This window comes from Pseudomonas sp. SDO5522_S412, assembly GCF_054071215.1.
This window is the reverse complement of the sequence record NZ_JBSVWQ010000047.1, coordinates 14,812-36,260: the sequence shown is the minus strand read 5'-3', so window position 1 is coordinate 36,260 and position 21,449 is coordinate 14,812. Positions and strand designations below refer to the sequence as shown.

The following is a 21,449-nucleotide window of genomic DNA, read 5'->3' as shown; positions in this document are numbered from 1 at the left end:
GTTCCACCTTTGGAATGCAGTCGAATGTGGGAGCGGGCTTGCTCGCGAAGAGGCCCTCAAAAACACCAAGAATTCAAAGCGCCCGCGCAATAATCTCCTTCATGATCTCATTCGTCCCCGCATAAATCCGCTGCACCCGCGCATCTGCCCACGCCCGCGCAATCGGGTATTCCCACATAAACCCATACCCGCCGTGCAGTTGCACACACTCATCCAGCACCTTGCACTGCAGGTCCGTGGCCCAGTATTTGGCCATCGCGGCCGTGGGCACATCGAGCTTGCCTTCCAGGTGCAACTCCATGCACTTGTCGACAAATACCCGGCCGATCTGGGTTTCCGTCGCAATCTCCGCCAGCTTGAAACGGGTGTTCTGGAAGTCGATGATCGCCTTGCCGAACGCCTTGCGGTCCCGGGTGTATTCCAGCGTCCATTGCAACGCCGCCTCAGCTGACGACAGCGCACCAATCGCCACCGTCAAACGCTCCTGCGGCAACTCCTGCATCAGGTAGGCAAAGCCCATCCCCGCCTGGCCCAGCAGATTCTCCTTGGGCACCCGCACATCCTGGAAGAACAGCTCCGATGTATCCTGGGCCTTCATCCCGACCTTCTCCAGGCGCTTGCCCTTGTCGAAGCCCGGCGTGTTGGCCTCCACCAGGAACAGGCTGGTGCCCTTGGCGCCGGCCTTGGGATCGGTCTTGGCCACGACGATCACCAGATCAGCCAGGAAGCCATTGGTGATGAACGTCTTGGAGCCGTTGATCACGTATTCATCGCCATCCAGCACCGCCGTAGTCTTGACCCCTTGCAGGTCGGACCCGGCCCCCGGCTCGGTCATGGCAATCGCCGTGACCATTTCCCCGGAGATCAGCTTGGGCAGGTACTTGTGCTTCAGCGCCTCACTGCCGTAATGCAGGATGTAGGGCGCAACAATGTCCGAATGCAGGGAGAAACCAATCCCGGTCAATCCCAGGCGACTGATCTCCTCGATCACCACCGCGCTGTAGAGAAAGTCCGCCCCGAGGCCGCCGTACTCTTCCGGCAAATGCGAGCAGAGCATCCCCGCCTCCCCCGCCTTGTTCCACAGGTTGCGGTCGATGTAGCCCTGCTTTTCCCATTGCCCGTGGAACGGCGCCGCGTCTTTTTCGAGGAAGGTGCGCACGCTCTGGCGGAAGAGTTCGTGCTCCGAGCTGAACAAGGTTCTGGGAATCATGGGTCACCTGTGTGAATTGTCGGACAAGACCGGGATCACAGAGCCTAAGCCGCGAAGGCGTCACAGGACACTGGACACATGCGACAAAAAATAAGACGATCCAGCCGTCTGGTGACCACTTTCCCCTATAAGAATAAATGAAATTATGTCTAACCAAATCTCCACGCCCTTGCGGCGCGTCAGCATTTTGGCCATTGATCGGGTATTCGCTTCAACCCTCATGCAAGCCAAGGATTTCTTCCACCTCGCGAGCCTGCGCTACGGCAAACAGCTGGGCCAGGGCCTCACTCCCGCCTTCGAAACCCGCCTGGTCAGCCCCGACGGGCAGTCGGTGCGCAGCTTCAGCGATGTGATCATGCCGGTGGACGGCGGCCTCGAAAACGCCGACATCATCGTGCTCCCGGCCTTCTGGGACGATTTCGACTCGTTGTGCCAACGCTACCCCCAAGTGCTGCCCTGGCTGCGCGAACAACACGCCCGTGGCGCGGTGCTGTGCGGCGAAGCCACCGGGGTGTTCTGGCTCGCCGAAGCCGGCCTGCTGGATGGCAAGGAAGCGACCACCTATTGGCGCTTCTTCAACGCTTTCACCGAACGCTTTCCCAAGGTGCAACTGAACCAGGACAAGCACCTGACCGACGCCGACAACCTGTACTGCGCCGGCGGCACCACCTCGGCCTGCGATCTCTACATCTACCTGATCGAACGCTTCTGCGGCGCCAACATCGCCCAGGCCGTGGCCCGCGACATCCTCTACGAAGTGCAACGCAGCTACGCCCCCGGGCGCATCGGTTTTGGCGGGCAGAAGCTGCACCAAGACGTGATCATCCTGCAGATCCAGCATTGGCTCGAAGAGCACTTCGCCGACAAGTTCCGCTTCGAAGACGTGGCCCGGGAACACGGCATGAGCATCCGCAACTTCATGCGCCGCTTCCAGACCGCCACCGGTGACAAGCCGCTGCACTACCTGCAACGGTTGCGCATCGAGACAGCCAAGGGCCTGCTGTCCGGCAGCCGCAAAAGCATCAAGACCATCAGTTACGAGGTGGGCTACGACGACGCGAGCTTCTTTGCGAGGCTGTTCCGCCAGCATACCGAGCTGTCGCCCAACCAGTATCGCCAGCAGTTCCAGCAGGCCGCGTAACCAAAGGGTATACGCAGTAAAAATGTGGGAGCTGGCTTGCCTGCGATGGCGGCGTGCCAGGCACCAGCGGCATCAACCGACAGACCGCTATGCGGGCAAGCCCGGCTCCCACAGTTGCTTTCTGTTGACCTGGAAATTTGCATAAAAAAAGGCCCGCATCGCTGCGGGCCTTTTTCATTTCAAGCGCATCGCTTACGGCTTGTGCGCCCGCGACAGGAACTCGTGGGACTGCATTTCCAGCAAGCGGCTCAAGGTGCGCTGGAATTCGAAGTTCAAGCGGCCGCCGGTGTAGAGGTCCTTGAGCTCGACTTCCGCCGAGATGATCAGCTTGACGTTGCGGTCGTAGAATTCGTCGACCATGTTGATAAAGCGCCGCGCGATGTCGTCGGTGGTGACGCTCATCTGCTCGACACCGCTCAGGATCACCGCGTGGAAGATCTTGCCCAGTTCGATGTAGTCGTTCTGGCTGCGAGGGCCGTCGCACAGTTCTCGGAATTCGAACCAGGCCACGTCATCGCAGGTGCGCAGCGCGATAATTTCGCGGTTTTCGATGATCAGCTTGTCGTTTTCAATCGCCTGGGTGCATTCCGGCGTCAGCGCGCGGAAACTCTTGCGCAGGCTTTCCTGGGCCACTTCGTTGAGCGGGTAGTGGAACAGTTCGGCTTGTTCAAGGTGACGCAGGCGGTAGTCGACGCCGCTGTCGACGTTGACGATGTCGGTGTTCTGCTTGATCAGGGCGATGGCCGGCAGGAAACGCGCGCGTTGCAGGCCGTCCTTGTACAGGCCGTCGGGCACGATGTTCGAGGTGGCGACCAGGGTCACGCCGTTCTTGAACAGCTCTTCCATCAGGGTGCCGAGGATCATCGCGTCGGTGATGTCGGAGACGAAGAACTCATCGAAACAGATCACCCGGGCTTCTTCCGAGAAGCGCTTGGCGATGATGGTCAGCGGGTTCTTCTCGCCCGGCAGGGTCTTCATCTCTTCATGCACGCGCTTCATGAAGCGGTGGAAGTGGGTGCGGACCTTTTCCTTGAACGGCAGCGCTTCGAAGAAGGTGTCCACCAGGTAAGTCTTGCCCCGGCCAACACCACCCCAGAAATACAGGCCCTTGACCGGCGTGTGGTCTTTCTTGCCAAACAGCTTGCTGAACATGCCCGGCTTGTTCTGCGAGGCCTGGACCAGGTCGTCGTACAGGCGCTGCAAATGGCGCACCGCAGTTTCCTGGGCAGCGTCATGGAAGAATTCAGGGCGTTTCAGATCAGCTTGATATCGTTCTAGGGGCGTCATAATTCGTTAGCAAGGCAACAAAAACGGGCCGCCACTGTAACGACGGCCCTGAAGAATGGCAATCAACCCTTGGTCGGGTCAATCCTCGATTGGGGTCAACGCAACGCGCAAGGCTTCGATCGCCGCATCCCGCGAGGCGCTGTCGGCGAACGCCGGGCTATCGGCGACGACTTCACCGTCCAGCCACACGCTGAAGCTCGAGGCTTCACTGCGTACATCCAGCGCCTGACCCGATTGCAGCTGCTTGGTTACGGCGCCTGCGGTTTTACCGTCGGCAAAGTTGCGCGACAGCAGCAGTTGCTCGCCTTCGGCCGCCAGCAAACGGAAGCGGAAGCTGCCGTCGTCTTCGCGGAAGCTGACAAAGCGTGCGGCTTTCGCAGCTTTCTTCTTGGTGGTGGCAGCCACGGCGACCGGATTGACGAACGAGCGCAGGCCCACCGCTTCACGCAGTTCGGCCAGGAACGGTGCAGCCACGGCGCGGGCTTTGCGGGCGCCGACCAGCAGCAGGTCTTCCATGTCCGACGGGCGCGACATCAGTTGGTGATAACGCTCGCGCGCTTCACCCAACTGGCCGTCCAGCAGTTGGAACAGACGGTTCTTCGCCTCGCCCCAGCCCAGGCCTTGCAGCAGTTCACCGCGGAACTCTTCTTCCTGGGTCTGGGTGGCAAATGCCTGGTACAGGGTGAACAGGTGCGAGTTGTCCGGATCCTTGGCTTCGCCCGGCGCGCGGGAGTCGGTGACGATCCGCGAGATCGCGTCCTTCATGTCCTTGGCGCTGGTGAACAACGGGATGGTGTTGTCGTAGCTCTTCGACATCTTGCGGCCATCCAGGCCCGGCAAGGTGGCGACGCTTTCTTCGATCAGCGCTTCGGGCATGGTGAAGAATTCTTTACCCTTGCCGAACAGGTGGTTGAAGCGCTGGCCGATGTCGCGAGCCATTTCCACGTGCTGGATCTGGTCACGACCGACCGGCACCTTGTGGGCGTTGAACATCAGGATGTCCGCGGCCATCAGCACCGGGTAGCTGTACAGGCCCATGGTGATCCCCGCATCCGGGTCTTCGCCGTTCTCCAGGTTCTTGTCCACCGAGGCCTTGTAGGCGTGCGCACGGTTGAGCAAGCCCTTGGCCGCCACGCAGGTCAGCAGCCAGGTCAGCTCGGGGATTTCCGGGATGTCGGACTGGCGGTAGAAGGTTACCCGGTTCACATCCAGGCCACCGGCCAGCCAGGTCGCGGCGATTTCCATGCGCGAGCGCTGGATGCGCTGCGGGTCATCGCACTTGATCAGGGCGTGGTAGTCGGCCAGGAAGTAGAAGGAGTCGGCGTTGGCGTCCTGGCTGGCAAGGATCGCCGGGCGAATCGCGCCGGCGTAGTTGCCCAGGTGCGGCGTGCCGGTGGTGGTGATGCCGGTGAGGATGCGGGTACGGGTCGTCATGGGTGATCGCTTGTCATCAATTCGAAAGACGTGGCAGCACAAGATCCTTGAGATCGGTCAGCTTGCCATGAAAAAAGTGTCCGCATTCTGCCACTTTCAGCAGCTCATGGGGGCGATTCAGGGCCGCGGACCAGTCGTAGACGAGTTGCGGGTCGACCACTTCGTCGGTTTCCGGCTGGATCACGGTCAATGGGCAGCCTTGTGGCAACACGTCGTTATCCCGCAGGCGCATCACGGCCGCGGCCACCATGAACAGGTGCGCGAGTTTTTCGCCCTTGGCTTCCAGGCGGCCGCCGAGGGTGGCCGCGACAAACCCGCCGAAGGAAAAACCCAGCAGGGTGATCGGCAGGTCGGGATGCTTTTCACGCAGCCAGGTGGCTGCCGCTTCGGCGTCGTCGACTTCACCGGTGCCCATATCGTGCGTACCGGCACTGGTGCCGACACCGCGATAATTGAAACGTAACGTGATCAAGCCGGCATCGCGCGCGGTGCGTTGCAGGGTCGATACGACTTTGTTGAGCATGGTGCCGCCCTGCACCGGGTTCGGGTGACAGATCAGCGCCAGGCCACGTGGCTCGGGGTGATCCAGATACAGGGCTTCCAGTTGGCCTACCGGGCCATCGATCAAAACGGGGGTTTCACGCATCAGCAAGGAAGGAACTCCGTGACCTCTCAAGGGGTCGACTCGTCTAGCTAAAAGTCTGTGCATGGCATCATTGCGAGCTTAATCGCGGTATACAGCGCAGGTCCGAGCCGTTAACGTAAAGCAAAGCCGTTTATAGAGGAAGGACTCGTGGAACACTCGCTCTTAGTTTGGTTGTTGCCGACTCTCGCCTTGGTTGCCGGTGTCGCCATTGGATTCCTGGTTGCCCGCCTGCTGCCGAATGCCGCGCCTAACCGCACGCAGCGTCAGCTGGATGACATTCAGGAACGTTTTGACAGTTATCAGAACGAGGTTGTTACCCACTTCAACAGCACCGCGACCCTGGTGAAAAAGCTCACTCAGAGCTATCAGGAAGTACAGGATCATCTCGCCGAGGGTGCCAACCGCCTGGCCCTGGACGACATCACCCGCCAGCGCCTGCTGGCCGCGCTGCATTCCGATGCACCGCACGCTCCACGGGAACGCCTGACCCCTCCGCGGGAAAATCAGGAACCGCCACGGGATTACGCGCCAAAAACGCCAAATGCCCCGGGGATGCTGGATGAGCATTACGGCTTGAAGAAGTAATAGCTTTTCAAGCGGCATAAAAAAGCCCGGCTGATCGATGATCAGCCGGGCTTTTTTGTTGGCACCAGGTCGACCAGACGACACTGATCCAATGTGCGAGCGGGCTTGCTCGCGAATGCGGTCTATCAGTCACCCGATGTATTAACTGACCCACCGTATTCGCGAGCAAGCCCGCTCCCACATTGACCGAGTCCGACTTCAGGACACTGGCTGTTCTTGTAGCTGCCCGTCCTGTATCCGCACATGCCGCCCATGGAAACGCTTGAGGCTGCTGCGGTGCCCGACGCTGACGATGCTCAACCCCGGCAACTCATCGATCAACGCCTGATACAGCGCCGCCTCATCTTCCTCGTCCATCGCCGAGGTGGCCTCGTCCATGTACAGCCATTGCGGTTCAAACAACAACGCCCGCGCAAACGCCAGGCGCTGTTGCTCACCCGGCGACAGCATGCGCTGCCAGTGATTGGCTTCGTCCAAGCGTGGAATCAGGTGCGCCAGGCGGCAGGTTTCCAGGACCTGTGCATAACGTTGCGCCGGGTACGCGCCCTCCTCCTGTGGATAACTCAACACACCCCGCAAGGTACCAATCGGCAGGTACGGCTTTTGCGGCAGGAACAGGTAACGCTCGGCCGGCAAGCGGATGTTGCCGTGGCCGTTTGGCCAGAGATTGCCCATGGCCCGCAGCAAGGTTGACTTGCCGCTGCCGGAACGCCCGCTGAGCATCAATCGCTCACCCTCGGCAACCGTCAGGTTGGCGCCATCCAGCAGGTGACGACCATCCGCCAGATCGAGGCTGAGGTTGCTCATCTGCAAATTGCCGCCCTGGCGTTGCAACTCGATGCCCATGTTGCGGCCTTCGTTTTCCTCCATCGCCTCGCCAAAGCTCAGCAGACGATCACAGGTCGCACGCCAGCTGGCCAACACGGTGTACGCGTCGACAAACCAGCTCAGGCTGCCCTGCACGCTGCCAAACGCACTGGCCACTTGCATCAGCACGCCCAGCTCTATCTGGCCGGAAAAGTAACGCGGCGCTGCCACCACAAACGGGAAGATGATCGCGATCTGCGAGTAACCACTGGTGAAAAAGTTCAGGCGCTTCTTGAGCTGCATGATGCTCCAGAAGTTGCTCCACACCCGCCCGAAACGTGCACTCAGTTGTTGGTGTTCATTCGGCTCGCCATTGAACAGCGCGATGCTTTCGGCGTTCTCGCGCACCCGCACCAGGCTGAAACGCAAGTCGGCCTCGAAGCGTTGCTGGCGGTTGCTCAAGCCGATCAGTTTTCGACCAATCAAGTGGGTCAACCAACTGCCCAGCACGGCATATACCAGTGCCGCCCAGAACATATAGCCGGGAATCGTGATGCCCCAAACCTCGATACTGCCGGACACGCCCCACAGGATCACCGAGAACGACACCAGGCTCACCAGGTTACTGATAAACCCCAGGCCCAGGCTCAGGGTGCTGCTGGTAAAGGCGTTGAGGTCTTCGGAAATACGTTGGTCGGGGTTATCGGTGTAGCCGCCATATTCCAGGTGGTAGTAGTTCTTCTCGCTCAGCCACTTGGCGAAGTAGGTTTCAGTCAGCCAGCGCCGCCAGCGGATGGTGAGCATTTGCTGCAAATAGGAAGTGAACACCCCGGTGACGATCGCCACCACGGCGATCACGCTGAAATACATCAGCAGGTGGGTGAAGGCGTCGTAGTCCTTCTTTTCCAGGGCGTTATAGAAGTCGCGGTTCCAGCTGTTGAACCACACCGACACGGCCACACTGAACAGCGAAAGCCCCAGCACCACCAGCAACAACAGCCAGGCCTTGAACTTCTCCTCACTGCGCCAGTAGGGGGTGATCAGCGCCCAGACTTTCCTTAAAAATTGCCCACGCACCGCGTCATTGACCGCGGAATACTCAGCGTTCTGATTCATTGTTCAGGCTCGGTAGGAAAAAAATAACAGGCGTTTGAACCGATCATAAACGATCGGTTCAGGGCTCCGTGCGGCCTGAAGCAGATTGTTCAGTCGCCGTTCAACGTCGAACCGGGCGTTTCTGCAACTTGCGCTGCAACGTTCGACGATGCATGCCCAGGGCGCGGGCCGTGGCGGAGATGTTGCCTTCGTGCTCGGTCAACACCCGCTGGATGTGTTCCCACTGCAGGCGGTCCACCGACATCGGGTTTTCCGGCACCAGGGTGTCGAGGTCGGCGTGCTCGGAGAGCAAGGCGGCCAGCACGTCGTCGGCGTCTGCCGGCTTGCACAGGTAGTTGCAGGCGCCACGCTTGATCGCCTCGACGGCGGTGGCAATGCTGGAATAGCCGGTGAGGATCACCACGCGCATTTCCGGGTCCAGCTCCAGCAGCTTGGGCAGCAGCACCAGGCCGGAGTCGCCGTCCATTTTCAGGTCCAGGGCCGCGTATTCCGGCAGGTCGGCCGTGGCGATGGCCAGGCCTTCCTCGGCGGAACCTGCGGTGCTGACGCGAAAGCCACGACGGCTCATGGCGCGGGCCATCACGCGGGTAAAGGTGGCGTCGTCATCTACCAGCAGCAGGTGCGGCAGTTCTTCGCCTTCGACTTGGATCTCGTCACTCATCGATGTCTCCTCGTGCGACACGGGGCAGGCGCAGCTCGGTGAGCGTGCCGCCTTCCTCATGACTATAGAGTTTCACTGAGCCGCCCGCGCGGGTCACGCTGGCCTTGCTCAAAAACAGGCCCAGGCCGAAGCCTTTGCCCTTGGTGGTAAAGAAGGGCTTGCCGATCTGCTCGGCAATCGCCAGCGGCACACCGGCGCCGTGGTCGCGAATGCTGATGGTGAAGTCTTCCGCATCCCAGTCCAGGGTCACTTCCAACCCTTCCGGGCAGGCATCGGCGGCGTTGTTCAGCAGGTTCAGCAGCGCCTGGGTCAGGTCCGGCGGCGGTGCCATGCGCGGCACCGTGCCCTGGCCCAGCAGGTGAAACCGGTAACTGGCTTCGGGACGCATCAGGTGCCAGCGGTTCAGGGCTTCGTCCAGCCACTGGGTGACGTCTTGCATCTCCACCGCCAGGCGGCGATTGGCCTCGGCGGCGCGCACCAGCTGCTGCAAGGTCAGCTTGCACTGCTTGACCTGTTCCTGCAGCACACTCAGGTCGTCTTGCAGGGCCGGGTCGTGGTGGTCCTGGGTCATTTCCTTGAGCAGTACGCTCATGGTCGCCAGCGGCGTCCCCAATTCGTGGGCCGCGCCGGCGGCCTGGGTGGCAACGGCCAGCAGCTGCTGGTCACGCAGGCCTTCTTCACGGCGAATGGCGCGCAGTTCTTCCTGGCGGCGCAGCTCTTCCGCCATTCGTGCGGCAAAAAAGGTGATGACCGCCGCCGACAGGGCAAAGCTCAGCCACATGCCGTAGATCTGCAGGTTTTCCCGGGCGATGGGGAAGGTCTGCAACGGGTAGAACTGTGCCAGCAGCAGGGTGTACAGGGTCAGGGCAATACCCGACAGCACCACCGAATAACGCCACGGCAAGGTCACCGCCGCGATGGTCAGTGGCACCAGGTAATAGGACACGAACGGGTTGGTGGAGCCGCCGGAGAAGTACAGCAACACACTGTGGATAAACAGGTCGCAGGCCAGTTGCAGGGCGTATTCCAGCTCGGTCACAGGCCACGTAGTGCGCAGCCGGATGACGGTAAATACACACAGCACCGTGGAGAAGCCGAGGGTCACGGCCAACTGCAACCAGGGCAGCGGCAGCAGCTTGAACCAATAGGCGAGCCCCACCGAACCGGCCTGTGCGGCCAGCACCAGGGTGCGGATGAACGTCAGGCGCCAAAGGTTCTGGCGGGTGGCGGAAGTCAGTTTTACGGCGGCGAGCATGAGCTCTCCCGATGAGCGCTGCAGGCGGATCGCACGGAGTATAAACGAAGCGACAGCGCTGGCACGGCGTGTGTGGCTCTTTGACGCAGGGGTCAGGATCATGACCGTTCGTCGGCATCCGCCAACTTGTAGCGAATGTGTAAACCCGAAGAACTGAAACCTTGCGTCTACAGTCCTACCGAACACGAACATCTCAAGGAGCTTACATGTCTCGTTTCATTCGCAGTGCAGCCACCCTCACCCTCGGCGCCGCTACCCTCGCCAGCCTGCCGGCCATGGCCGCTGACGAACTGCATTACAACCAGATTTCCCTGCGTGCCGAAGTCAGCCAGGAAGTGGCGCGCGACCAGATGATCGTCACCCTGTACACCGAGTCGCAGAACACCGACCCGGCCAAGCTTGCCGCCGAAATCACCACCACCATGAACAAGGCGCTGGCCCAGGCCCGCGAAGTCAAAGGCGTGACCCTGCGCCAGGGTAGCCGCAACAGCTACCCGATCTACGACAACAAGAACCAGAAAATCACCGGCTGGCGTGAACGCGCTGAGCTGCGCATGGAAAGTGCCGACTTCGCCGCCCTGTCCAAGCTCACCGGCGACATGCTGACCAACCTGAAAATGGACAGCATGGACTTCGCCATCGCCAACCCGACCCGCAAGGCCAGCGAAGATGCCCTGCTTAAAGAAGCGGTCACCGCATTCAAGGCCCGTGCCCAACTGGCCACCGATGCGCTGGGCGGCAAGGGCTACAAGATCGTCAACCTGAACTTCAACACCAACGGTTATCCACAGCCGTATGCACGTGGCGGGATGATGATGAAAGCCGCAGCGATGGATTCGGCACCGACGCCGGAAGTCGAAGCCGGCACCAGCCAGGTCAACATGACCGCAGATGGCGTGATCGAAGTCCAGATGCCTTGATCGAGCGGTACCCCAGTTGCAATGACGCTGCCCACGGGCAGCGTTTTTTTTTGCCTGCGCACTTCATTCAAGAAATATCAGCGGTAATAACCGGATATCAGCTTAAGAAAATACTCAATGGCTGAGAGTGTTCTGGTCCACACACCTTGAAGCGCACCGGCGATAAATCTTTTCAGCTTATAACCCGCGTAATGGCGAACTACATCTTCCCCATCAAAGAACGGAACACGCCTACACGCTGAACCACCTATGGCGGACATCACATCATTCCTGCACACCATGCACATCAGGATTTGTCATATGACCACCATAGGTTCCATCGCGGCAAACAACGGCTTCTTCCTTGATACCCCCTCCTCGGCAGGTATTGCCGAAGAACAGGGAAAACCCCGCCAAGGTACGGATACTTCACGGCAGACATATTCGCCAGGGCAGCCCGTAAAGGCAGCCGATCGGGCCACCGACACTCCCGCATCACGACCCCGCCGTCACACTCACGACGTGTTGATCCTGGGATTGCCATACAACAAGACAGTCGAAAACTACATTCGCAGTGCAACGACAGGGTTCGAGACGCCCCTGGAAAGCACCGCCAACCTTATCAAGGCCGAAATCAAGAAAAAGTGGGGCGAGGACGTTGATCCGGACAACACGTTTATTACCACCTTCAACTACGACCCGACACGGGGAAGGCCTCCTCGCAATGCAAAGGTACTGAACCGGATAACCTTGACCCAGGCGGCCCTGCAAGATGTGCAGAAAAAAAACAACACCGATGAACACCAGACGCCCGAGGAAAAAACACGCACGACCCTGCATACCTGGCTGGAACGGCTACTGACGTTTTCGCCGCTGGGCCAGGCGGGGCTTGCCATTGACTCTGCCGTCAATGCCCAGCAGACCTATGAGTTTATATACCGCGCCTCCCCGCCCGGCCAGCGCCAGCAATACAACGAGTCGATGCGGATCAAAAAGACCCCGGAGCAATTCAGGGAATTGGTGTGGAACACCGAACGCGCCGCGCCGTATAAAACATTCCTGGATACGTTCTGGCCCAGCCACGAAAGCAAATACACGGCATTGACCAAGGCCTCCTTCGTTGCCGCCATCCTGCTCCAGGAAAAGACCGGCAGCCTGAGCCCAAGCGACAAGGAACTGGCGCTACGCGCAGCGAACTTGACCACCGATAAAGACTGGTCGAACCTCCGCGTCGAGGACCTGAAAGCCTCTGCCGCCCAGGACCCAGGCCTGGAAATGGGTCTGCTCAGCATCAACGGTTTTCAATCTTCGGACCTGCTGTACATCACCGACAAAAACCCCAAGGTCACCGATGACGGCAAGATCATCAGCCCCACGCTTTTGTATATTCCCGGCAACTCGTCGCCTATTCATCGCTTTGACAGCCAGGCCCAGATGAAAAACTGGCTGGCTGAGCAAGCTGCCGACCCCACCAAGCGCGAAGCCCTTTCAACCCATTTCACGCTGCGTGACCAGGCCGACCGGACGTTCTCCGACGGCGTGAACCAGACACTGACCGGGCTGGGTGGCTGGCACCGCAAAGACGCGCCGGATGCCGATGTGTTGGAGCGCCTGAATGAATTCAACCCGCAGACTTTCATCACCACCGAACCCCTCGCCCAGGACCCATTCGAGGCCATTACTGCCCGCCAGAAAGATCGCTCGTACAAGGATGCCGAGACCCAAATCGTCACCGACAGCGACGTGACCAAAGCCAACATCCTCAAAGGCCTGGAAACCGCCACCAAGGTCGCGATGCTGATGACGCCGCTGGCACTGGTGATGCCCGAAGTCGCCGTGGCCCTCGAGGTGTTCTACGTCGCCTCCGGCGTAGCGGAGGCCGGTATCGGCATCGATGACGTCAAGCACGGCAAGAAAGGCGGGGCCGACCATATCGTGTTCGGAGTGCTCAATGCGCTGCCGACGGTGGCTTCGGGCGCAACTTCACTGGTGGAGAAAGGGATAGAGAGGGCCTCGAAAGCCCTTGAGTCCTCCACCCGCATCGCCCTCACGCGCGAAGTCGAGCCGGGAGCTGCAGGGGCAAGCGTGCTGGTACCTGAGGGCCTGTCCGCAGACCAGACCTTCCTGATCAAGCGTGCAACCCATACCGATGTAGTGGTCGGGGATGACGTTTACCGCTACGACCCCGCACAACCGGACGCCTTGACCAAGATGGGGCCTACCGAGCATGCCGAGCCGCTGGAAGATTTTGAAGCCGTTTGTGCGCCGGTTGGGCGCCGCGTAAAGCGCAACATTGACAGCTTGTGCTACACAAAAATGATCGAGGACGCCGATACATCGGTCGCTCAAGACGCCCAGGCACTTGAGCATCGGCGTCTCTTGCCGGGCGCCCCAACGCAGGAAGGCGCGCGGACCGTGGTGCATGAGCACAGGCTGTATAGAGTGAGCGACACATCCAGCCAGGAGCTGATGTCGGTGCCCGGGCACACGCCGGTTACCTACCGCAACCAAACCAGCGGGGTGGTGCTCAATGAGCCGGACTTCGGCTATGAAGATATCGGTCAACCACGGGCGCTCAACCAGGAAACCGTGGTTGTAAAGCTGGACCAGATCAGTGATCTCAGTGATGACCAGCGCGTCCTGAGGGGCATAAAAATACCCTACGCAGGAATAGATTATGTGGTGGTCGAGGGCGATACCGGCATTTACTACGTGGCCGAATACGACGGTTCGAACCCTGCGCTCAACTTTCAACGCATCGCCGCAAACACCGATCCGGCCAGCCGGGACATCATCAGGCTGCATGACGAGTACAAGGACCTCTATCGTGACATTTCCGGAAAAACCCACAATAACGATCTGGTGATACTGCCCTCCCTGGACTCACTGGCAAAAAAACTGAGCCTTGAATACAACTTCACACCCGATCAAGCCACCCAACTGGACCGAGTCCTGGCCGGACTGTCCGATGAAAAGAAACGTGAAGTTCTACTGGCAGTCTATGCCTGGGACAAGAAGGTAGAGGTGGCCGCCAAGACCATACAACTTGAGCCCCTTCAAAAGCCTCACTATTTCGGGCAGCTCACGGTCAACGAGCAAAACAAGGCCTACGCCCGTTGGGGCAAGAGAACGGTGGAGGAACAGTTCCAGACAACCGGTATACGGTCGGCCAACCAGAAAACCCTGGCCGATGCCGGTAACAGTCTGCGCAGCGACGTGGCCAATGAAATAGTGACCTGGCTATACACTCGAACCGGCGCGCCCAACTACTCGGAGGTCATCCTGAAAACGGGGGCCGGCAATTGCGACCAGATGGCCAGGGTCGCCACCGATACCGTTAACGCCAGTGGCGGCTTTGCCCGCATTGCACAAGTGCAGGGACACACCTTCAGCGTGGTCGGCGGCCCCGCAAGTCAGCCTAACCTCTTGACCGCTGGATTTGCCGAGCCCGAATGGGCTGATGCGTGGATAGTGGACCCATGGGCCGGTATCACTTGTCCGGCCAACGAGTACCACGGCCAATTCGCACAACGCATGCAGGAATGGAGCGACGAGGGCCGGCAAATCCTGATCGGAGATGGTGGTACGCCGCCTCGGCACGTCTGGAGCGATCCTATGGACCCGCGGTGGATACAGTCCACCGTTTATGGCGGCGCACAGGTGTTTTAAGGCGATCGCCGCGACGCAGGCGCTTATCTCAACCTGGGTAACCCGAACGGCGGCAACCGTGGTGACCGCCGTTCTCGTTCGCGTAGCGTTTACCTGCCATTTCAGGGAGCAGGACTGCAATGCCGCTGCCTTCGGGCAGCATTTTTTTTGCCTGGCACTTAATTCAAGAAGTTTCAGCGGTAATAACCGGTTACCAGCTTCAGAAAATGCTTAATCGCCGGGCGTCTGCTGGTCCGGACACATTGAAGTGCGTTGGTGATAAATCTTTTCAACTTATAACCCGTGCAATGGACAACTACATCCTCACCCTCAACGAGCGGAACACGCCTGGACGCTGCACCACTCATGGCGTAGATCACCGTACTCCTCATCCACAGTTTATGGCGGCGCAGATGCGTGCAATCAACATCCAGCCAGGTAATCTGAAATGACAAGCTCAGTTCAACTTAACATTGTCCATTACCCAAAAACACCGCTACCCGGTACGACTCAAGAACAACGTACCGAGGCGCTGGAACGGATACCGCCAACGCCATTGAAGAGTACCGATATTTATGAAACGGACAACGTTGGCACTGCCGCCAGGAACGAGTCTGATATCTACAAGGCAACCATTTACGGACCCGACTTTGTTCACGCGCCAGGCGATGGGTATATCTACAATGAGCGAGAGGCTCATATCGATGCCTATGCCAATCGTGTAAAGACGCAGATCGAAAATATAGAAAGTGGCACTGAAGGCGAACGAAACGTCAAGTTCCAGAACGTGCGCCTGTTCATGGACCCCGCAGGATACTTCAGTGGGGGTTTATTGGCAGCCGGGTTCGACCCGCATGAAAAGTTCACGGTAACGTTCAATACCTATGTCGGTATGGGCACAGCACAAAATCTCTCTGATACCCAGACACACACTTATTTCGCATGGGAAATTGCAGCGGGTGCTCTAGCGCACGACAGACCCGCACGTGGTGGGGTTTTAAATTTTCCTGAAATGGAAATAGAAAAAAAAGACCGGACAAAAATCAATGATTTGGAAGCGTTCGGCCGACAACTTCAAGCTCGCTGGGAGAAAGACATAGCCGCGCCGATGCGCGAGGGCTCCGGAACAATAGCAGAGCGATCGGGAAAAGCAGACGCCTATGTAACACGGGGCACGTTGCTGAGCCTTCGTAGTGACACGGAAAATTTCGCAAGGTTAAGCCCTGCCGGCCAGGAAGCGGTGAATCGCACGCTGGACAAGAATGGGCAAGTGATTATCCCCAATATTTACGGCTACCCCATGAGCGGGTATGCCTTTATCCCCTACACGCCTTACGATGGCAATACCGCCAATCGCCCCAATCAGGGAGTCATGATCGACTTGAAGAACGGCGCTGTCCGCGAGATAAAAGGCGATGACGAATTTGCGAACTGGGCCAAAGACAATCGTGATGAATTGATGCGCCGTTTCAATACCGGTGATATGCAAGGGCGACACAATGCCCACTGGCCACCGGCCGGGGCGGTGCTCGACAGCCTCATCCAGGATAATCGGTCGCGATATCCGGGGTACGAACACTGGTACAAAGATAAATCCGTGCCGGTACGAGAGCTATTCAACTACACCGAATCGCGAAAAGCAGGTTATGGGCTGCAATTTGGCGATCTGAACAAAGGTATCGCCCCCCACTATCAGGAGCAGAACGCCAACAATGCGGTGTGGGCCGACCAGACGGATGTGTTTGGTGCCTCGCAGCAAGCCTGGAAGTCGGTGAAAGACACCTGGGGCAAAACCTTTGGTAATCTGCCCATTGTTGGCAATATAGGCAATATCGTGTTTGGCGTGCATGACAGCCTCTATGGCAAGACCGCAGGCGAGCGCACAGGGGGAACTGCTGCGGCCGTCATCTCAAGCCTGATGCTGGCACACGAAGTTGCACCCGGTTTGGTCGAGGCGAGCCTGGGTGAAACTCCGATCACGTTCAACTCCACCGTTACTGAAGACTACCGCTGGAACTATAATTCGCAGAAGAGCGAATTTGAGCTGACACGCGTTTCGAAAGTATCCGGCGATAGTCATCCGGACCCGTCTTTAAATGAAATTGAGTCGAGTGGACCAGAGGTCCCCCCGGCATCTATCAACGTAGACGGCGTCGAACTGCCGCCCCTGAAAACGGTTAAAAATCTGCCGGTCGGCGAGGCCCTTTTTTCTACTGCTGAAAAAACCAGTATTCTCAGTGGAGAAATAGATAGCCTGAACACTATCAACGATAAACTTTACACGTTCGTGGATGTGAACAAACAAGGTTCGGCCCAGCGATTGAACATACTGGTACACGGTAAAGTCGATGAGACTACCGGGGTCGCAAAAGTTTCTTATGATGGAAAGCTCAATAGTCCGGAAGAATTGCTGGATACGCTTCACAGCAAAGGGATCCATCCGGAAGAGTTCGACAACGTGCGCCTGCTGTCATGTGATTCCGCAACCGGTGGGGATGCTTCGTTTGCCGCTCAATTCCAAAAGTTGATTGGCCGCCCTGTCAAAGGTTATAGCGGCACCTTGAGTGCCAACCTGGCCCCTGAAGAGATAAAAGCTGCCATTGACAAGGTAGAAAAAATCTACCTGGAGAACTTATCCGCACAAAATATTCAGATCACCGATAACGTCCGTACCGCAGTAAGAGCTGAGGCTGAACAGTATGTCAGCGAAGAAATGGCGCGGATCAAGAAATTCAAGCCGTCAAAGAGCAACCCGTACTGGAATCCGCTCAAGTGGTGGGCGTTCACTTATAAACCCGAACACTTTCCGGCTAAATCGTAGCGACCTGGAATAGCCGAATCCCGGAGACACTGGGGTCTCGCATGCTTATCTCTACCTGAGTGACAAGAACGGCGGTAACCTCGGTGACTGCCGTTTTCGTTCGGGCACTATTTGCCTGCCACTTCAGGGGTCTCCATGGAAAGAATCACCTTAAAACCGCTGCTCCTTGCTGCCGGCCTGCTGGCATTCATGCCCATGGCCCAGGCAGCCGGCACCCTGGTCTACTGCTCCGAAGCCAGCCCCGCCGGCTTCGACCCCAGCCAGTACACCAGCGGCACCGATTTCGATGCCTCCGCCGAAACCGTGTTCAACCGCCTGACCCAGTTCAAGCGTGGCGGCACTGAAGTCGAACCCGGCCTGGCAACCAATTGGGACGTGTCCAAAGACGGCCTGATGTATACCTTCCACCTGCGCGATGGCGTCAAGTTCCACACCACCGACTATTTCACTCCGACCCGTGATTTCAATGCCGACGACGTGCTCTTCACCTTCCAGCGCCTGCTGGATCCCGAGACCCCGTTCCGCAAGGCCTATCCATCGGAGTCGCCCTACTTCACCGACATGGGCTTGAACACCACGATCAAGAGCGTCGAAAAACTCGACGAACACACCGTGCGCTTCAACCTGAACAACGTTGACGCCTCCTTCGTGCAGAACCTGGCCATGAGCTTCGCCTCGGTGCAGTCCGCCGAATATGCCGCGCAGTTGCTCAAGGAAGGCAAGGCCGCGGACATCAATCAGAAGCCGGTGGGCACTGGGCCATTTGTGTTCAAGCGTTACCAGAAGGATTCGCAGATTCGCTACAGCGCCAATAAACAGTATTGGAAGCCCGACGATGTGAAGCTCGACAACCTGGTGTTCTCGATCACTCCGGACGCCGCCGTGCGCCTGCAGAAGCTCAAGGCCGGAGAGTGTCAGGTCAGCGGTTATCCACGCCCCTCCGATATCGAAGTGATGAAGCAGGACCCCAACCTGCGGGTTCTTCAGCAAGCCGGCTTCAACCTGGGCTTTCTCGCCTACAACGTGACCCACCCGCCCCTGGACCAGCTCAAGGTGCGCCAGGCGCTGGACATGGCCATCGACAAGCCGGCAATTATCAAGGCGGTGTACCAGAGCGCCGGACAATTGGCGCAGAACGCCCTGCCTCCGGCCCAGTGGTCTTATGACCCGACAATCAAGGACGCGCCCTACGATCCGGCCAAGGCGCGGGCGCTACTAAAAGAAGCAGGGGTTGCACCAGGTACCACCCTCAACCTGTGGGCGATGACCGTACAACGCGCGTCGAATCCCAATGCCCGGATGTCGGCGCAGATGATCCAGCAGGATTGGGAAAAGATTGGCATCAAGGCCAATATCGTCAGCTATGAGTGGGGCGAGTACATCAAACGCGCCAAAGCCGGCGAGCACGACGTGATGATCTACGGCTGGACCGGCGACAACGGCGACCCGGATAACTGGCTCGGCGTGCTCTACAGTTGTGCCGCGGTGAAGGGCAGCAACTATGCAAAATGGTGTAACCCGGCCTACGACAAACTGGTACAGCAGGCCAAGGTCAGCAGCGACCGCGAGCAGCGCATCAAGTGGTATCAACAGGCACAAAAAATCCTTAAGGAACAAGTACCTATAACGCCTATCGCAAACTCGACGGTTTTCCAGCCCCTGCGAAAGGAAGTACAGGACTTCAAGATCAGTCCTTTTGGACTCACTCCCTTCTACGGCGTCAGTCTGAATAAGTAACAGCCGCGCCCCAACCGAGTGCGCCAGACGCCTCGGTTGGGCATTCCTGGTGCGGCCCTCGCACCGAAAAAAGCCCTCAAAAGTGCGTAAATGTGTCTGAACTTACACATATGCGACATTCGTGTACGTTCGTACCACTGTTTAGCCGTTGTAGGCTCTCAACATCTTGCATTGGGTATGGGCCCTGCATAAGTATCCGCAGGTCGACTCACGAGGTCGCCCTCACTACCAAAAATGACAACAAATCATGAGGCCAACATGCTTAAACACGCAGTCATTCCGTTATTAGTCAGCGCCGGTTTAATGGCTGCTGCACCTTTCGCCCAAGCGGCGAGCAACCTGGTGTTCTGCTCCGAAGGGAGCCCGGCCGGTTTTGATCCAGGCCAGTACACCACCGGAACAGACTTCGATGCTTCGGCCGAAACCATGTTCAACCGTCTGACCCAGTTCGAGCGCGGCGGCACCGCTGTTGTTCCTGGGCTCGCCACGACCTGGGACGTTTCCCCGGATGGCCTGACGTACACCTTCCACCTGCGTGAAGGCGTCAAGTTCCACACCACCCCGTACTTCAAGCCAACTCGTGAATTCACGGCTGACGACGTACTGTTCACCTTCAACCGGATGATCAATAAAGACGATCCGTTCCGTAAAGCCTACCCGACCGAGTTCCCGTACTTCACGGACATGGGTATGGACACCAACATCAAGAACATCGAGAAAGTCGATGACCACACCGTCAAGTTCACCCTTGGCACCGTGGACGCCGCCTTCATCCAGAACCTGGCAATGAGCTTCGCCTCCATCCAGTCGGCTGAATACGCCGCCCAGCTGTTGAAGGAAGGCAAGGCACAGGACATCAACCAGAAGCCAATCGGCACTGGTCCGTTCGTGTTCAAGAGCTACCAGAAAGACTCCAACATCCGTTACACCGGCAACAAGGATTACTGGAAACCTGAAGACGTGAAGATCGACAACCTGATCTTCGCCATCACCACCGACCCGTCGGTGCGTATCCAGAAGCTGAAGAAAAACGAATGCCAGGTGACCCTGTTCCCACGTCCGGCCGACCTCAAGGCGCTGGGTGAAGACAAGGACCTGAAACTGCCGCACCAAGCCGGTTTCAACCTGGGCTACATCGCCTACAACGTAATGCCGGTCCTCAAGGGCCAGACCGCGCCTAACCCGCTGTCCGACCTGCGCGTGCGTGAGGCCCTGGACATGTCGGTGAACAAGCAGCAGATCATCGACTCGGTGTACCAGGGCGCAGGCCAACTGGCTGTCAACGCCATGCCGCCAACCCAGTGGTCCTATGACACCACCATCAAGGATGCGCCGTTTGATGTGACCAAAGCCAAGGCTCTGCTCAAGGAAGCCGGCGTCAAGGAAGGCACCGAGATCACCCTGTGGGCGATGCCGGTCCAGCGTCCGTACAACCCGAACGCCAAGCTGATGGCCGAGATGCTGCAGAACGACTGGAAACAGATCGGCCTGAAAGTGAACATCGTCAGCTATGAGTGGGGCGAGTACATCAAGCGTTCCAAAGGCGGCGAGAACCAGGCCATGATCATTGGCTGGAGCGGCGACAATGGTGACCCGGACAACTGGCTGAACGTGCTGTTCGGCTGCGATTCCCTGGCCGGCAACAACTTCTCCAAGTGGTGCGACAAGAAATTCGACGGCATCGTGAAAGAAGCCAAGGCGACTTCCGACGTAGCCAAACGCACCGAGCTGTACAAGCAGGCGCAACATATCCTCAAAGATGCAGTCCCGATGACACCTATCGCGCACTCGACGGTGTATCAACCCATGCGCAACAACGTGCAGGACTTCAAGATCAGCCCATTTGGCTTGAACTCCTTCTACGGCGTGAGCGTAAGCGGCAAGTAAGGATCTCTGGCGGCGACGTTTCATAACGTCGCCGTTATTGCATCCGCCAAGACCGTAGGAAACAGACCACCTCCGCACACGCTGCCGTCCTACGGCAGCTAACTGCGAATCGCGGCTCCGTTACCTACAAGGTCTGTCAGATTCGTTGCATTTACTGCCTGGCTCCCGACCCATAACGTCGTGGTACGGCAGACGCATCGTCTCTGTAGGGCAACTGCCGTTGTGGGATCAGTGTTGTCGCAAGGTCGTGAATGACCTTGCGATTGCTCACTGACGAAAACAACAAACAAGGATCGGGATTGTTATGCGCCATAC

The 21,449-nt window shown here is 58.4% G+C and carries 15 protein-coding genes; 8 read left to right on the top strand and 7 right to left on the bottom strand.

Features of this window, described 5'->3' with window-relative positions:
• Window positions 1–73: 73 nt before the first annotated feature.
• Complete coding sequence (locus ACW9I6_RS13105; protein ID WP_003216028.1) at window positions 74–1,210, bottom strand: acyl-CoA dehydrogenase family protein; 1,137 nt, start codon at window positions 1,208–1,210, stop codon at window positions 74–76.
• Between the two features lie 220 nt (window positions 1,211–1,430).
• Between ACW9I6_RS13105 and ACW9I6_RS13100 the strand changes: the two genes are divergently transcribed.
• Window positions 1,431–2,351, top strand: coding sequence for a GlxA family transcriptional regulator (locus ACW9I6_RS13100; protein ID WP_173406101.1), 921 nt, complete (start codon window positions 1,431–1,433; stop codon window positions 2,349–2,351).
• A 192-nt stretch (window positions 2,352–2,543) separates the two neighbouring features.
• Here the strand turns inward: ACW9I6_RS13100 and zapE are convergent, their stop codons facing one another.
• The 3 genes from zapE to ACW9I6_RS13085 form a co-directional block, all read right to left on the bottom strand.
• Window positions 2,544–3,638, bottom strand: a complete 1,095-nt coding sequence (gene zapE / locus ACW9I6_RS13095) for a cell division protein ZapE (RefSeq protein WP_003216025.1) — start codon at window positions 3,636–3,638, stop codon at window positions 2,544–2,546.
• A gap of 78 nt (window positions 3,639–3,716) precedes the next feature.
• Window positions 3,717–5,072, bottom strand: a complete 1,356-nt coding sequence (locus tag ACW9I6_RS13090; protein WP_102604564.1) for a tryptophan--tRNA ligase — start codon at window positions 5,070–5,072, stop codon at window positions 3,717–3,719.
• 16 nt (window positions 5,073–5,088) lie between these two features.
• Complete coding sequence (locus ACW9I6_RS13085; RefSeq protein ID WP_023659190.1) at window positions 5,089–5,718, bottom strand: alpha/beta hydrolase; 630 nt, start codon at window positions 5,716–5,718, stop codon at window positions 5,089–5,091.
• 147 nt (window positions 5,719–5,865) lie between these two features.
• On the opposite strand from ACW9I6_RS13085, the gene ACW9I6_RS13080 reads away from it, so the two are divergent.
• Window positions 5,866–6,303, top strand: coding sequence for a YhcB family protein (locus ACW9I6_RS13080; RefSeq protein ID WP_003216019.1), 438 nt, complete (start codon window positions 5,866–5,868; stop codon window positions 6,301–6,303).
• Window positions 6,304–6,501: 198 nt separating this feature from the next.
• On the opposite strand, the gene ACW9I6_RS13075 is transcribed toward ACW9I6_RS13080, so the two are convergent.
• The 3 genes from ACW9I6_RS13075 to ACW9I6_RS13065 all read right to left on the bottom strand — a co-directional run bounded on the left by ACW9I6_RS13075 (window position 6,502) and on the right by ACW9I6_RS13065 (window position 10,142).
• On the bottom strand, window positions 6,502–8,226 hold the full coding sequence (locus ACW9I6_RS13075) for an ABC transporter ATP-binding protein/permease (RefSeq protein ID WP_102369913.1): 1,725 nt from the start codon (window positions 8,224–8,226) through the stop codon (window positions 6,502–6,504).
• A gap of 100 nt (window positions 8,227–8,326) precedes the next feature.
• Complete coding sequence (locus tag ACW9I6_RS13070; RefSeq protein WP_003216016.1) at window positions 8,327–8,887, bottom strand: response regulator transcription factor; 561 nt, start codon at window positions 8,885–8,887, stop codon at window positions 8,327–8,329.
• Window positions 8,880–10,142, bottom strand: a complete 1,263-nt coding sequence (locus tag ACW9I6_RS13065; protein ID WP_003216013.1) for an ATP-binding protein — start codon at window positions 10,140–10,142, stop codon at window positions 8,880–8,882. Before ACW9I6_RS13065 ends, ACW9I6_RS13070 begins: the two co-directional genes overlap by 8 nt.
• 206 nt (window positions 10,143–10,348) lie before the next feature.
• Here ACW9I6_RS13065 and ACW9I6_RS13060 point away from each other — a divergent pair, with 206 nt between their 5' ends.
• The 6 genes from ACW9I6_RS13060 (at window position 10,349) to ACW9I6_RS13035 (ending at window position 21,134) form a co-directional block, all read left to right on the top strand.
• The gene (locus tag ACW9I6_RS13060; protein WP_003216012.1) at window positions 10,349–11,062 is read left to right on the top strand and encodes an SIMPL domain-containing protein; all 714 of its coding nucleotides are present in this window, start codon (window positions 10,349–10,351) and stop codon (window positions 11,060–11,062) included.
• A gap of 300 nt (window positions 11,063–11,362) precedes the next feature.
• Window positions 11,363–14,710: a dermonecrotic toxin domain-containing protein gene (locus tag ACW9I6_RS13055; protein ID WP_457339411.1), complete on the top strand. Its 3,348-nt coding sequence runs from the start codon at window positions 11,363–11,365 to the stop codon at window positions 14,708–14,710.
• A 119-nt stretch (window positions 14,711–14,829) separates the two neighbouring features.
• Window positions 14,830–15,141, top strand: coding sequence for a hypothetical protein (locus ACW9I6_RS13050; protein ID WP_134327322.1), 312 nt, complete (start codon window positions 14,830–14,832; stop codon window positions 15,139–15,141).
• Entirely contained in the window at window positions 15,138–17,510 is a 2,373-nt protein-coding gene (locus ACW9I6_RS13045; RefSeq protein WP_219736665.1) for a hypothetical protein, read from the top strand. Before ACW9I6_RS13050 ends, ACW9I6_RS13045 begins: the two co-directional genes overlap by 4 nt.
• A gap of 135 nt (window positions 17,511–17,645) precedes the next feature.
• Window positions 17,646–19,247 carry an ABC transporter substrate-binding protein gene (locus ACW9I6_RS13040; RefSeq protein ID WP_457339410.1) on the top strand — a complete coding sequence of 534 codons (1,602 nt, stop codon included), beginning with the start codon at window positions 17,646–17,648 and terminating at the stop codon, window positions 19,245–19,247.
• Between the two features lie 258 nt (window positions 19,248–19,505).
• Entirely contained in the window at window positions 19,506–21,134 is a 1,629-nt protein-coding gene (locus ACW9I6_RS13035) for an ABC transporter substrate-binding protein (RefSeq protein ID WP_003216000.1), read from the top strand.
• Window positions 21,135–21,449 lie beyond the last annotated feature (315 nt).